This window comes from Amycolatopsis sp. NPDC049159, from assembly GCF_040648295.1.
Classification (GTDB): Bacteria; Actinomycetota; Actinomycetes; order Mycobacteriales; family Pseudonocardiaceae; genus Amycolatopsis; species Amycolatopsis pretoriensis_A.
The window spans coordinates 421,354-434,685 of sequence record NZ_JBEZDL010000001.1 but is presented as its reverse complement, the minus strand read 5'-3'; the positions used below and the strand labels follow the sequence as shown (position 1 = coordinate 434,685).

Below are 13,332 nucleotides of genomic sequence, written 5' to 3'. Positions count from 1 at the left end.
GATGAGAGGGCAACTCGTCGTCGTGCCGATCCTGGCCATGCTGCTGCTGTACGGCGTGCCGTGGTGGACGCTCGTGCTGGCGCCGGAATGGGGCCTGGCGGGCACGATCGCCGGCACCGTCGTGCTGGCGGCCGGCCTGGTCACGATGCCGATCGCCATGTTCCGCGGGCACTCCAAGCGCCAGAGCGACGCCTCCGCGCGCCTCGGCGACTCCCTGCTCGCCGTGATCTGGGTGCTGTTCAGCTGGTGCATCCTGAGCCTCGTCCTGCGGGTCGCGCTGCTCGGCGTCGAAGACCCGCTGCGGTCGCGGATCGTCGCGGGCGCGACCGTGCTGGTGGCCGCCGTCCTGCTCGTGCACGGCAACCGCGTCGCCATGCGCGTGCCGCCGGTGAAGCGGACGGACGTCGTCGTCCCGCGCCTCGGGCCGGGGCTCGACGGCCTGCGCGTCGCCGTGCTGACCGACACCCACTTCGGCCCGATCGACCGCACGAAGTGGTCGGAGCAGGTCGTCGCGGCGGTCAACGCCCTGCAGGCCGACGTCGTCTGCCACGCCGGCGACCTCGCCGACGGCGCGGTGGCCAAGCGCCGCAAGCAGGTCGACCCGCTCGGCGGCGTCGAGGCCGCGCTCGGGCGCTTCTACATCACCGGCAACCACGAGTACTTCGGCGAAGCCCAGGCGTGGCTCGACCACATGGAAGGGCTCGGCTGGGACACGCTGCACAACCGCTCGACCCTGCTGGAGCGCGGCGGCGACCGGATCCTGTTCGCCGGCATCGACGACCCGACCGGCACCTCCTCGGGCCTCCCCGGCCACGGCCCCGACCTGGCCGCGGCGCTGGCCGACCGGCCCGAAGGCGTCCCGGTGGTGCTGCTCGCACACCAGCCGAAGCAGGTCCGCGAGGCCCGCGAGGCCGACGTCGACCTGCAGATCTCGGGCCACACGCACGGCGGGCAGATCTGGCCGTTCCACCTCCTGGTGCGCCTCGACCAGCCGACGCTGTCCGGCCTGACCCGGCACGGCCCGACCCAGCTGTACAACAGCCGCGGCACCGGGTTCTGGGGTCCGCCGTTCCGCGTCTTCGCGCCCAGCGAGATCACGCTCCTCACCCTGCGCTCCGCCTGAGCCGAATCTCGGCCGCAGCCGATCCGAACCGGTGTCGCCGACAACTTTTTTTGTCTTGACAGTTCGAATGATCGGCTGTCAGGCTGTCCGCATGACCACGACCACGCTTCCCACCCGCGTCTCCACACCCACCCGCACACTGCTGACCTGCGGAATCCTCGCCGGACCGGTCTTCGTCGGCACCGGCGTGCTCCAGGGCCTGACGCGCGCCGGCTTCGACTTCACGCGGCACCCGGCGAGCATCCTGGCCAACGGCTCGCTCGGCTTCGTCCAGGTCGCGAACTTCCTCGTCACCGGCCTCCTCACCCTCGCGGCCGCGGCGGGCCTCCGGCGCGTCCTGCCCGGGAGGTGGGGGCCGAGACTGCTGGCGGTGTACGGCGTCAGCCTGCTCTGCGCCGGCGTCTTCCGCGCCGACCCGCAGGACGGCTTCCCGCTGGGCACGCCGGCCGGCCCGCCGTCGTCGGTGAGCTGGCACGGCGTCCTGCACTTCGCCTGCGGCGGCGTCGGTTTCGCCGCGCTGGTCGCCGCGTGCTTCGCGATCGGCTCGCACCTGCCGCCCGCACGGGCGTGGTACTCGCGGATCACCGGCCTGCTGTTCCTCGTAGGCTTCGGCGGCGTAGCGTCCGGCTCGGCGAGCCCGGCCGTCACCCTCGGTTTCTGGGCGGCCGTGGTGCTCGCCTGGGCCTGGCTCGCCACGACGTCCGCCCACCTGCTGCCGCGAGGAGAGTCCCGATGACCACGACGATTTCCGCCGACGGCACCAAGATCGCGTACACGCGCTCCGGCACCGGCCCCGCGCTCGTGCTGGTCGACGGCGCGATGTGCTACCGCGGCTCGTCCCCGAACGACGCGCTGGCGAAGGAGCTCTCCGCGCGCTTCACGGTGTACACGTACGACCGCCGCGGCCGGGGCGAAAGCACCGACACGGGCCCGTACGCGATCGAGCGCGAGGTCGAGGACATCGAGGCCCTGCTGAAGGAAGCGGGCGGCGAAGCGTTCCTGTTCGGCATCTCGTCGGGCGCGGCACTGGCCCTCGAAGCGGCTCGCACCCTGCCGGTCCCGAAGCTGGCGCTGTACGAACCCCCGTTCGTGGTGGACGCCACCCGCCCCCGCGTCCCGGCCGACTACCCGGCCCGCCTCGACGCGGCTCTCGCCGAAGGCAAGCGCGGCAAGGCGGTCAAGATGTTCATGACCGAGGGCGTCGGCCTGGGCCGCGCGACGGTGGCGATGATGCGCGTGATGCCGTTCTGGCCGAAGCTGAAGAAGGTGGCCCACACGATCCCGTACGACACGGCAGTGGTGGGCGACCGCCAGTCGGGCGAGCCCCTGACGCCGTCGTGGCCGGAGGTGACGATCCCGACGCTGACGATCGACGGCGACCGCAGCCCCGAGTGGATGCGGCACGGGGTGTCGTCGCTGGCGAGGGTGCTGCCGTCGGCGGAGTACGCGACCCTGCCGGGCCAGACGCACATCGTGAAGGCGACGGCACTGGCCCCGGTGCTGACGAAGTTCTTCCTGGGCTAGGGAGCGATCGCGCTCCACGCCACGAAGCCGGGACTCGGATCGGCGAGGAACGTACTCCGCGCCGAAGGGCAACTCGCGGAGTACTCCTCGGTGGCCGGCTCGGCGAGGGAATTCAGCAGCACGAACCCATTCTGTCCGGGAGGATCCACCCCATGCGCATCCGGATCCTGGACGCCGACATCGCCGCCCTCGAGGTGGACGTCGTCGTCAACGCCGCCAACTCCTCGCCGCGTGCCGGGAGCTGCGGGCCGGGCACTACGGGAAAGGGCTGAAGACCGGCCAAGCCGTCGCCACCACCGCGGGGAACCTGCCGGCCGAGTGGGTCGTGCACACCGTCGGTCCCGTCTGGTCGGCCACCGAAGACCGGTCCGGGCTGCTCGCCGACTGCCACCGCAACGCCCTGAAAGTCGCGAAGGAGCTGGGCGCCAGGACCGTCGCCTTCCCGGCCATCTCCACCGGCATCTACCGCTGGCCCCTCGGCTCGGCCGCCGAGATCGCGCTCGCCACCGTCAGCCAGGCCGACCCCGGCGGGATCGAGGAGGTCGTCTTCGCCCTCCGCGGCGAACACGCGATGCGGGCCTTCGAGGCTCGTCACAACCCCCTTGCCTGAACGATCACCGACCGGGCAGGGTTCACCCGTGCCCACCCGCGCCCTGGTCTTCGACTTCGACGGCACGCTCGCCGACACCGAGTCCGCCGTTCTCCAGGCGTGGCAGGAGGTCTTCCTCGAGCACGGCACCGAGCTCCCCCTGGAAGCCTGGTACGCCGTCATCGGGACCCAGCACACCACGCCCGCCATGTTCGCGCTGCTCGCCGAGCACGTGCCCGGCATCGACGTCGACGCGCTGCGCCCCCGGACCAAGGCCCGGGTCTACGAGCTCCTCGAGACCCTCGGCGCCCGCGAAGGCGTCGAGACCTACCTCGCGGCCGCGCACGAAAGGGGCCTCAAGCTCGCCGTCGCCTCCAGCTCGTCCGGGGGCTGGGTCAACCCGCACCTCGACCGGCTCGGCATCGCCCACCACTTCGACGCCGTCCTCACCGGGGACCGGCACAAGGCCAAGCCCGATCCCGACCTCTACCTCGCCGCGCTGGACGCCCTCGGAACGACCGCGGCGCAGACCATCGCCTTCGAGGACACCCCGCACGGTGTCACCGCCGCCAAGGCCGCCGGGCTGACCTGCGTCGCCGTGCCGAACGCCATCACCGAAAGCCTCGACTTCGGGCAGGCCGACGTCGTGCTGCCGTCCTTCACCGCCAAACCGCTGGACGCCCTACTCGCGCACTAACTCCAGCAGCCGGTCCAGGAACGGCAGCTGGCCCTTCAGCAGCTTCTCGCGCGCCGCCGCCACCGAGAACCACTCGACCCGGTCCACCTCGGGGAACTCCTGCTGACGGCCCGAGCGCGGCGGCCACTCCATGGTGAACGTCCCCGGCACCACCAGCGCCGGGTCGAGGTCGCCGGCCACCGCCCACGCCGTGACGACCTTGCCGCCCGACTGCTTCACCTCGCCCAGCGGGACGTACTCGCCGTCCGGGGCCGGGAGGCCCAGCTCTTCGGCGAACTCACGCCGCGCCGCGGCCTCCGGCTCTTCGTCCGGCTCCAGCTCGCCCTTCGGCAGCGACCACGCCGCCGCGTCCTTCTTCGCCCAGAACGGCCCGCCCATGTGCCCGAGGAGCACTTCGACGGCCTCGCCCCGCCCGCGGTGGAGCAGGAGCCCGGCACTGCGTTTGCCCGCCATCGGCCCAGTCTGCCGAAACCCCCGGAAAAAAATCCGCCGGGGTTGTCGATCCGGTGGTGACCCGCTCGACGCGTAGGCAGAAGGCACGGAAGCAACCCAGGGAAGGAACCCCGAAATGACCACCACCATCGCCCGCGAAACCCAGTCCACCGCCACCCCGAAGACGCAGGTCACCGGCATCGTCATCGGCGCGAGCCGGATCGTGATCTCGTTCCTGTTCGGCTTCCACGGCTTGCAGGGATTCGGCTTCTTCGGTGGCGTCGACGGCCAGGGCGGCGGCGTCCCGTTCGGCTCGTTCCCCGGCTGGTGGGGCAGCGTCTTCGAGCTCGCCGGCGCGCTGCTGCTCCTCGTCGGGCTCGCCAGCAGGCCCGCCGCGATCCTGCTCTCCGGCGTGATGGCCTACGCCTACTTCACCGTGCACGCCCCGATGGGCCTGCTGCCGCTGCAGAACATGGGCGAGCCGGCCGCGGTGTACGCGTGGGTCTTCCTGCTGTTCGCCGCGATCGGCCCGGGCCGCTTCGCCGTGGACACGCTCGTCAAGCGCCGTCGCTGAACCGGCGCACCGAGCGCGGTCCGGTCAGTAGCCACCCTGGGCGGCTGCCAGATCGGACCGCGCCATCACGTGTTCCATCAGGCTGGTCAGCACCTGCTTGGTCGACTCCCGGTCCCGGGCGTCGCACAGCAGCAGCGGGACGTCCATGCCGACGTCGAGTGCCTGCCGGACCTCCTCGGTGCCGTAGCGGTACGCGCCGTCGAAGCAGTTCACGCCGACGACGAACGGCAGGTTGCGGCGCTCGAAGAAGTCCACGGCCGCGAAGCAGCTGTCCAGCCTGCGGGTGTCGGCCAGGACGACGGCGCCGAGCGCGCCCTCGGCCAGCTCGTCCCACATGAACCAGAACCGGTCCTGCCCCGGCGTACCGAACAGGTAAAGGATCAGGTCCGGGTTGATCGTGATGCGGCCGAAGTCGAGCGCGACCGTCGTCGTGGTCTTCTGCTCGACGCCCGACAGGTCGTCGACGCCTTCGGAGGCGGTGGTGATGACCTCCTCGGTCCGCAGTGGCGGCACTTCGCTCACCGAGCCGACCATCGTGGTCTTGCCGACCCCGAACCCGCCGGCGATGAGTACCTTGACCGCGGTCGCGGTCAGGTTCCGCCGGGGGTCAGAGTTTCCGGATGCCATCAAGGACCGCCTGCAATACGTGTCGGTTGGGGGATTCCTGAGCCGGTGCCGCGGTACGGAACAGCACCAGGTTCTGCTCGATGAGGTCGCTGAGCATCACCTTGACCACGGGCAGCGGGAGGTCGACCCGGGCGGCCACCTCGGCCACCGAGACCGGCCGCTGGCACAGGGCGATGATCCGCGCGTACTCCGGTTCGAGCATGCCCGCTTCGTGCGCGGTGCGCAGGGCGACGACGAGCGTGATGAGGTCGAGCCCGAGCGTGTCCGACCGCGTGCGGCCGCCCGTGACCGCGTACGACCGGACCAGGGGGCCGGCCTCGTCGTCGAACCAGGCTTCGTGCCGTCCGCTCATGGCGACGTGGGCAGGACGCCGGCACCGGTCCGCGGGGCCGAGGTGAGCACCTGGCCGACGCGCTTCACCATCAGGTTCATCTCGTACGCGACGAGGCCCATGTCCGCGTCTTCACGCGCGAGCAGGGCCAGGCAGGCACCCCGCCCGGCCGCGGTCACGAAGAGGAACGCGTGGTCCATCTCGACCATCGTCTGCCGGACGTTGCCGCCGCCGAAGTGCCGTCCGGTCCCGCGCGCGAGGCTCTGGAACGCCGAAGCCACCGCGGACAGGTGTTCGGCGTCCTCCTCGGAGAGGTTTCCCGATCGCCCGATGAGCAGGCCGTCCGAGGACAGGACCACCGCCCGGTCCGCCCCGGCGACCCGTTTTACGAGGTCGTCGAGCAGCCAGTCGAGCTCGTGGGCGCCTGAGTTGACCATTACTCGCGCTCTCCGTACGTGTCGTCGTTCTCGGGAAACTCTTCGTCACGGGCCCGGCGGGTGCCCTGCTGGAACGCGGACAGCCTGCTGCGGGCGGCCTCCGGGGAGTCCAGCCGCACCTCTTCGCGTTCCTGTGCGGGCTTATCTTCCCGCAACTGCGGCACGAGGCTCTGCTGGCGTCGCCGTTGGGGCAGCGGCGGGCGGCCGGGCGCCTCCGGGCGGCGCGGCTGCTGCGGCCGTCCTTCGGGCACCGCGGGGCGCGGTTCCTGCGGCGGCCACGCCGGCTGCTGCGCGGCCGGGCGGGCCGGGCGCGAGGTCCGGTTCGGCGGGGACGGCGGGCGGAGCGGGGCCACCGGCTGCGCCTGGGTCGGCTGGCTCACCGGCTCCGGGACGGACGCGACCGGGACCGGCGTCGGCGCGGACGGCGGCGCGGACGGCGCCGCCACCGGGGTCGGCGCCGACGGCGGCTGCAAGACCGGCGCCGGCTGGGTCGGCATGGGCGGTTCGGTGCGGTGCCGGGCCGGGCGGCGCTGCGGGCGCTTGAGCGGCGCGACCTCGTCGTTGCCCTGCTCGGGCTCGACCGGGTTCGGGACGAGCTCCGGCTTCGGCGGGGTGATCGGCTGCTCCGGCTCGGACTCGGCGAGCGGGGCCAGCAGGTCGGTGCGCACCAGGACGATGGCCCGGGTGCCGCCGTAAGCGGACTCGCGCAGGTGCACCTGGATGCCGTGGCGGGCGGCCAGCCGCGCGACCACGAACAGGCCGAGGCGCGGCTCGTCGGACAGCGCCATGATGCCGAAGTCCGGCGGGCTGGCCAGCATCGTGTTGATCTCTTCGGTCTGGTCCGGCTCGAGCCCGAGGCCCTGGTCCTCGACCTCGATCACGACGCCCTTGCCGACCACGTTGCCGCGGATCTCGACCCGCGACTGCGGCGGCGAGAACGACGTCGCGTTGTCGATCAGCTCGGCGAGCAGGTGCACGAGGTCGCCGACGACCGGGCCGCGGATGGCGATCTGCGGCAGCGCCGCCGTCTTGACCCGCGCGAAGTCCTCGGTCTCGGCGGACGCGCCGCGGACCAGCTCGGCCAGCCCGACCGGGTTGCGCCACTGCCGGCCCGGCTGCCCGCCGCCGAGGATGATCAGGTTCTCGGCGTTGCGGCGGGCGCGGGTGGAGAGGTGGTCCAGCTGGAACAGGGTGTCCAGCTGCTCCGGGTCCTCCTGCTTGCGCTCGGCCTGGTCGAGCACCTTGAGCTGGCGGTGCACGATGACCTGGCTGCGGTGGGCGATGTTGAGGAACACCGCCTTGGTGCCCTCCTTGATCTTCGCCTCGTCGATGGCGGCCGCGATGGCGGTCTGCTGCGCCTTGTTGAACGCGTCGGCGACCTGGCCGATCTCGTCGGTGCCGTGGTCGAGGAAGTGCCCGCCCTCTTCGAGGTCGACGGGCTCGCCCGCCTGGACCCGGGCGACCAGCTCGGGCAGCCGGACCTCCGCCGCGTCGAGGGTGTCCTCGCGCAGCCGGTGCAGCCGGCCGATGAGCCGGTTCGACAGCCGGACGGCGACGAAGACCACGAAGACCGCGAACAGGACGGCGATCACACCGGCGATCAGCGACTCGGTGAACGTCGAGTCGGCGTCCTCGATGGCGGCCTGGCTCGCGTTCGAGCTCTGCGCGACGAAGATGCCCATCAGCGCGTCGCCGACCTGGCGGGCGGCGGTGCGCCACTGGTCCTGCGCGACCGGCAGCTTCGTCAGGTCACCGCGCAGGAAAGCGGTTTCCACCTGGGTCACGGTCTGCCACGGCTGGCTGGCCAGCAGCTGGTCGTACTTGGCCTTGACCTCGGGGATCATCTTCGGCGCCGACGCGTCGAGCTGGGCGTGGTAGGCACCGACCTGGCCGACGTAGGCGCGGAAGTCGTCGTTCGTCAGCCCGCCCGCGGCGAGCCCGGCGGCGGCGAGCGCGTCACTGCGCTGCATCGCGTCGGCCGCGGTGAACAGCGGGATGGCGGTCAGCCGGTCGAACGCGTTCTGCGCGCCGCGGGCCTTCTGCGCCAGCCCGGCGACGCCGTCGGTGAACTGGTCGAGCATCTTGTTGTAGAAGGCGAACGCCTGGCTGATCTGGATCTGCCCGCTGTCGACCGCCTGGCGCGTCTGCGGCAGCTGCTGGAAGACCCCGAAGAACGTGGCGATGTTCTTCTGGACGCTCGGCGGGGTGTCGTCGTAGTCCGCGAAGTTGTCCCGGAGGTTCTCGATCTCCTTCGCGGCGGTCGAGTCGACCTTCGGGCGGACGGCCGCGAGCACGGCCCGCTGGTTGCCCTGGCCGGCGAGGAGGCTCAGCGTCGCCTGGCGCTCCTGCTGGAGCGCGGCGAAGAACGGGATCGCCGGAGCTTCCGAATTGCGGATGCGCGTGGTGTAGTCGCGTGCGGTCACCGCGTCGTAGATGAGGTAGCCCGCGAGGGCCACGCCGACCAGCAACAAGGCCACACTGGGGATGAGCGCGATCGTGAGCACGCGCTTCCGAATCGAGGATCCCCGGTTGCGTCGAAGAGAAATCTGCTTCACCTGGGTCCGTTTTCCTTCCGGCAGTACATGGTTTCGGGTCGCCCGAGGCGGTCAACACCCGGATTCCGACCAGCCGGATCAACATCACCGTGGTCTGCTTCGCCCGCGACGACGGTATGCAGCCGCTCAGGGCGCGTCAAGTCCGTGGCGCGAACGTGATCTTGGCACGGTGACCCGTCCACACTTGCTGCCTGCTCTTGGAAAGTCCACCACCGAAAGTCGTGACGTTCGTCCCAGGTCGACTTCCGTTTCACCGCAGGGATGCACGCTGGTACCGGTTGCGGTCCGGCCCCCGTCCCGCGCCGGGGCCGCTACGTACGACAGCGCCGGATGGTTCGGTGAGAAACGTCACGGGTTCGCGAAGCCGGCCGTCCGCCGCCACTTCGTCCGGGCCGGACGGCTTCCGGAAAGCGGAAATGCGCGGCATTCGCGAAGACCGCCACGGATTCCCCGGGCCGCACACCGGAATTCCTGCCATTCCGCATGCGCGTCCGCGCGGACACGGCCCGTGGCGCCGGTACCGGTTCCGCGGGCGGTCAGGCCGGGAACTCGTCGGCGAGGGTGTTCCAGAAGAGCAGTTCGTAACTCTGGAAGAGCCGCGCGTAGCGATGCGCCTCGGCCCTGTCGAGCCGCCGCGCGTCGAGGCCGGCCTGGACGGCCGCGAGCGCTTGTTCTTCGATTTCGGGGACGTCCGCAGCGAAAAAGTCGAAGAACGCGCATTCGGTGGCGGTGAAGCCGTAGTGCGCGCGCATCGCGGCGGCGACGTCCCGGCAGTACCGGCCGAAGGCGGCGAAGTTCGCGAAGATCCCGGCCACGGCGGCCGCCGACTCGCCGTTCAGCGCGAGCCACGCCACGTACGCCGGGTACGCCTGGCAGCCCGCGCGCGGCAGTTCCTTCCCGTGGTCCGGGCCGGTCGCCGCGAGCAACGCGTCCAGCATCCCGTTCGCCTGCTGCTCCCCCGGCGCCAGACCACCGAAGAAGGCGCGCGCGTTCGGCTCGTCCGCGCGGGCGGCGAGCGCGTGGAAGCTCCGCCAGTCGCTGGCCGTGATCAGCTTTTCTTCGGCGGCGAGCGCGGCGAACACCTCGCGCGGCGCCCGGCCGGCGGTGATCAGCGGGACCAGCCGGTTGTCGCCGTCGCGCGGCGCGAGTTCGGCCTGGATCCGGTCAAGCAGCTCACGAGCCGACCGCGTCATCGCTTCCCCCTGGAGTCCGTGGTACCTCCATTGAAGCGCGGCCGGCGCGCGGGCGCCCGTGTACACAGTGGACGGTGGTGGGCGGCTGACCGGGATGTCCGGTTCGACGGCGACGGTTGACCTGGCCGCGATTCTCTATCCACCTCGGCCGGGAGCCCCTACAGTGTGGCCATCCGGAGCACCGAGGAGGCCAGCGTTGACCACCCCGTCCGTCGCCGAGCAGACCGAAGGCCAGACGATCCCGCGGCTGTTGCACCGCAACGCGGTCGACTACCCGGACCTGCCGGCGATCACTTCGCTCGACCTCGAAGGCCGGCCGACGCTGAGCTGGCTGGAATTCCGCACGGCGATCGCGGAGGTGTCCCGCGGCCTCGCCGGGCTCGGGCTCGCCGCGGGTGACCGCATGCTGATCATGGCGCCCGGCTGTCCCGACCACATCATCGCCGACCTCGCCGCGACGCACCTGTCCTCGATCCCGTGCACCGCCTACGCCACGCTCAGCCCGGACCAGATCCGGTTCGTCGCGCGGCACAGCGCGGCCCCGGTCGTCGTGCTCGGCGGCGAGACCGAGCTGGCGCGCTGGCGCCCGGTGCTCGACGACCTCCCGGCGCTGCGCCGCATCGTCGTGATGGACGAAACCGCGATCCCCGAAGGCGACGGCCGGTTCGTCTCCCTCGCCGACCTCCGGAGCTGGGGCCGGGAAGCGCTTGCCGCCGACCCCGACGCGTTCGAGCGGTCGTGGCAGGACATCAAGCCGGACGACCCGCTGTCGATGATCTACACCTCGGGCACCACCGGCGACCCGAAGGGCGTCGTGCTCTCGCACCGCAACGCGATCCACCAGGCGTACGCGGTCACCGAGCTGCACCACCCGCCGATGCACGCGACGAACATCGCGTACCTGCCGCTCGCGCACATCGCCGAGCGCGAGCTGTCGGTGTACCTGCCGATCGTGTGGGCCGGCCACGTGCACACCCTCGCCGACCCGACCGCGGTCGCCGGCGCGCTCGGCCAGGTGCACCCGCAGAGCTTCTTCGGCGTCCCGCGCGTGTGGGAGAAGATGGTCGCCGGCCTCAAGAACATGCTCGGCAGCGTTCCCGAAGACCGGCGCACGGCGCTGCTGCAGGCGAACGAGCTGCTGCAGCAGGGCTACAAGCTGCGCAGCGCCGGCCAGGAGGTGCCGGCCGAGCTCGCGGAGAAGATCCGCCAGACCGACGAAGCCGCCCTGGCGCCGGTCCGCGGCCTGCTCGGCCTCGACAAGCTCCTGGTCGCCTCGAGCGGCGCGGCCGCCCTGCCGGTGGAGATCATCTACTTCCTGGCCGGCCTCGGCGTCGAGATCTGCGAGGTCTGGGGCCTGTCGGAGACCACCGGCGCGGCGACGTCGAACTCGAGCACGGACTTCCGCGCGGGTTCGGTGGGCAAGCCCCTCGACGGCGTCGAGGTGAAGGTCGCCGACGACGGCGAGCTGCTGGTCCGCGGCCCGATCGTCTTCCTCGGCTACCTGCAGGAGGACGGCACGATCGCCGACGCCACCGACGCGGACGGCTGGTACGCGACCGGCGACATCGGCACGATCGACGAAGACGGCTTCGTGACGATCACCGACCGCAAGAAGGAACTGATCATCACCTCGAGCGGCAAGAACATCGCGCCGACGAGGATCGAGGGCCTGCTCAAGGAGCACCCGCTGATCGGCCAGGCGGTCGCGATCGGCGACGACCGCCCGTACGTGACGGCCCTGATCGTCCTCGACGACGAAATCGCCCCCGGCTGGGCCGCGGCCAACGGCGTCGAGGCGACGCCGGAGGAGCTGGCTTCGCACCCGGCGGTCCGCGCGGAACTGGAGCGCGCGGTCGAGTCGGCGAACAGCCGGCTGGCGCGGATCGAGCAGATCAAGCGCTACCACGTGCTCCCGAAGGCGTGGACGCCCGAGTCGGGCGAGCTGACCCCGACGCTCAAGCTCAAGCGCCGGGTCATCAACGACCGCTACTCGACGAACATCGAGGCCCTGTACGCGGCAACCCGCGACCCGGAGCCGGCCGCCGGCTCCTGACCACCCCGCCGCACTTTCCCTACGAAAGCTCCGCCCCCAGGGCTCGCACTTTCACGTGAAAGTGCGAGCCCCAGGTCCGCACTTTCACGTGAAAGTGCGGACCTCAGGCGGTGCGGGGTGAGGTTGACTCCGTCCACTTGCGCAGCCTCGGCGGGACGCGCTTCTCCAGGCCGTAGTTCTCCAAGTGGGCGGAGAACACCTCGTCGAACGCCTTCTGCACCGTCTCGGTGTCCCACACCGGCCGCTCGAGGATCGGCTGCTTGAGGAACGGCTGGCCCATGACGTGCAGCTGCGGGCCGTTGCACCGGATCATCTGGCCGGTGATGCCGTGCGAGCCGTCGCCGAGCAGGAACAGCACGACCGGGGCGATCCGCGCCGGCGTGCGGTCCGGTGGGCACGCGCGCAGGGAGCGCTCGGACTTCCACACCATGCGCGTGTGCGCGAGCGGGCAGACGGCGTTCACGCGGATGTCGTGCTCCTCGAGGTCGAGCGCCCAGGAGTAGGTCAGCGACGCGACCGCGCCCTTGCTCGCCGCGTACACGCCGAGCTTGCGCTGCCCGAGCGAGGCGCCCGACGAGATGTTGACGATCGAGCCGCCGGTGCCCGCGCCGACCATCGCCTTGATCGCGGCCAGCCCGGTGTTCACCACGCCCATGACGTTGACGGCGACGAGCTCGCGCGCCTGCTCGGCGTCGTCCTCCCAGGGCAGGGCCTCGTAGTTCAGCCCGGCGTTGTTGACCAGCCCGTCGATCCCGCCGAACTCCTTGACGCAGAGGTCCACGATCTCCTGGGCCTGCCCCGCGTCGGCCACGCTGTGCCCGCTGGCGACGGCCCGGCCGCCGTGCGTCCGGATGTTCTCCGCCGTGCGCTCGGCGAGCTCGGCGTCGACGTCGTTGACCACCACCGCGCCGCCCGCGCGGGCCACGTGCACCGCGAACGCCTCGCCGAGGCCCCGCCCGGCGCCGGTCACCACGACCGCCTTGCCCTGCATCAACCCGTCCATCGTCCACTCCCCGCTCTGCGGCGCCGGCGGCGCGCGTCCCGTCCACCCCGGCCGGCTCTGGGTCCAGTCTTGGCCCATCCGGCCCAGCGGGGCAGCGCCCCGACGACGAGCGGCGGCCGCCCTGCGCCGAGCGAATCCGGTTCGATCAGTCCGGAGGTACCCGCGGGCCGGTCACAGCCACCGTCCGCCGCCTC

General features: G+C 71.6%; 14 protein-coding genes and 1 pseudogene. 7 read left to right on the top strand and 8 right to left on the bottom strand.

Going from position 1 to position 13,332, the window contains the following annotated elements; translation table 11 throughout:
- The first annotated feature begins 1 nt into the window (after position 1).
- From AB0B33_RS02095 to AB0B33_RS02085, 3 genes are all read left to right on the top strand, one after another.
- Positions 2-1,123 carry a metallophosphoesterase gene (locus tag AB0B33_RS02095; protein ID WP_360765662.1) on the top strand — a complete coding sequence of 374 codons (1,122 nt, stop codon included), beginning with the start codon at positions 2-4 and terminating at the stop codon, positions 1,121-1,123.
- Between the two features lie 91 nt (positions 1,124-1,214).
- Positions 1,215-1,859, top strand: a complete 645-nt coding sequence (locus AB0B33_RS02090; RefSeq protein ID WP_360765659.1) for a DUF998 domain-containing protein — start codon at positions 1,215-1,217, stop codon at positions 1,857-1,859.
- A complete protein-coding gene (locus AB0B33_RS02085; RefSeq protein ID WP_360765656.1) occupies positions 1,856-2,647 on the top strand; it encodes an alpha/beta hydrolase in 792 nt (263 codons plus the stop codon). The genes AB0B33_RS02090 and AB0B33_RS02085 overlap by 4 nt, the downstream gene beginning before the upstream one ends.
- On the opposite strand, the gene AB0B33_RS02080 is transcribed toward AB0B33_RS02085, so the two are convergent.
- Positions 2,644-2,769, bottom strand: coding sequence for a hypothetical protein (locus AB0B33_RS02080; RefSeq protein ID WP_360765653.1), 126 nt, complete (start codon positions 2,767-2,769; stop codon positions 2,644-2,646). The genes AB0B33_RS02085 and AB0B33_RS02080 overlap by 4 nt on opposite strands.
- A gap of 30 nt (positions 2,770-2,799) precedes the next feature.
- Here AB0B33_RS02080 and AB0B33_RS02075 point away from each other — a divergent pair.
- Both AB0B33_RS02075 and AB0B33_RS02070 read left to right on the top strand, forming a co-directional pair.
- Positions 2,800-3,257, top strand: a pseudogene (locus AB0B33_RS02075) (macro domain-containing protein).
- Between the two features lie 28 nt (positions 3,258-3,285).
- The gene (locus AB0B33_RS02070; RefSeq protein WP_247019307.1) at positions 3,286-3,933 is read left to right on the top strand and encodes an HAD family hydrolase; all 648 of its coding nucleotides are present in this window, start codon (positions 3,286-3,288) and stop codon (positions 3,931-3,933) included.
- Here the strand turns inward: AB0B33_RS02070 and AB0B33_RS02065 are convergent.
- On the bottom strand, positions 3,919-4,386 hold the full coding sequence (locus tag AB0B33_RS02065) for an NUDIX domain-containing protein (RefSeq protein ID WP_360765649.1): 468 nt from the start codon (positions 4,384-4,386) through the stop codon (positions 3,919-3,921). The genes AB0B33_RS02070 and AB0B33_RS02065 overlap by 15 nt on opposite strands.
- 115 nt (positions 4,387-4,501) lie before the next feature.
- Between AB0B33_RS02065 and AB0B33_RS02060 the strand changes: the two genes are divergently transcribed.
- Positions 4,502-4,939: a DoxX family protein gene (locus tag AB0B33_RS02060; protein ID WP_247019305.1), complete on the top strand. Its 438-nt coding sequence runs from the start codon at positions 4,502-4,504 to the stop codon at positions 4,937-4,939.
- A gap of 24 nt (positions 4,940-4,963) precedes the next feature.
- Here AB0B33_RS02060 and AB0B33_RS02055 read toward each other — a convergent pair whose 3' ends face one another.
- From AB0B33_RS02055 to AB0B33_RS02035, 5 genes are all read right to left on the bottom strand, one after another.
- Positions 4,964-5,566 (bottom strand): ATP/GTP-binding protein, encoded by a 603-nt coding sequence (locus AB0B33_RS02055; RefSeq protein WP_247019304.1) that lies wholly within the window; start codon positions 5,564-5,566, stop codon positions 4,964-4,966.
- Positions 5,547-5,918 (bottom strand): DUF742 domain-containing protein, encoded by a 372-nt coding sequence (locus AB0B33_RS02050; protein ID WP_155541361.1) that lies wholly within the window; start codon positions 5,916-5,918, stop codon positions 5,547-5,549. The genes AB0B33_RS02055 and AB0B33_RS02050 overlap by 20 nt, the downstream gene beginning before the upstream one ends.
- Positions 5,915-6,334, bottom strand: coding sequence for a roadblock/LC7 domain-containing protein (locus AB0B33_RS02045; protein ID WP_013229428.1), 420 nt, complete (start codon positions 6,332-6,334; stop codon positions 5,915-5,917). The genes AB0B33_RS02050 and AB0B33_RS02045 overlap by 4 nt, the downstream gene beginning before the upstream one ends.
- Complete coding sequence (locus tag AB0B33_RS02040; protein ID WP_360765644.1) at positions 6,334-8,838, bottom strand: nitrate- and nitrite sensing domain-containing protein; 2,505 nt, start codon at positions 8,836-8,838, stop codon at positions 6,334-6,336. Before AB0B33_RS02040 ends, AB0B33_RS02045 begins: the two co-directional genes overlap by 1 nt.
- Before the next feature lie 587 nt (positions 8,839-9,425).
- The gene (locus AB0B33_RS02035; protein WP_247019302.1) at positions 9,426-10,082 is read right to left on the bottom strand and encodes a transcriptional regulator; all 657 of its coding nucleotides are present in this window, start codon (positions 10,080-10,082) and stop codon (positions 9,426-9,428) included.
- A gap of 196 nt (positions 10,083-10,278) precedes the next feature.
- On the opposite strand from AB0B33_RS02035, the gene AB0B33_RS02030 reads away from it, so the two are divergent.
- Complete coding sequence (locus tag AB0B33_RS02030) at positions 10,279-12,135, top strand: AMP-binding protein (protein ID WP_360765641.1); 1,857 nt, start codon at positions 10,279-10,281, stop codon at positions 12,133-12,135.
- A 103-nt stretch (positions 12,136-12,238) separates the two neighbouring features.
- Here the strand turns inward: AB0B33_RS02030 and AB0B33_RS02025 are convergent, their stop codons facing one another.
- The gene (locus AB0B33_RS02025; RefSeq protein ID WP_360765638.1) at positions 12,239-13,138 is read right to left on the bottom strand and encodes an SDR family oxidoreductase; all 900 of its coding nucleotides are present in this window, start codon (positions 13,136-13,138) and stop codon (positions 12,239-12,241) included.
- Positions 13,139-13,332: the final 194 nt, after the last annotated feature.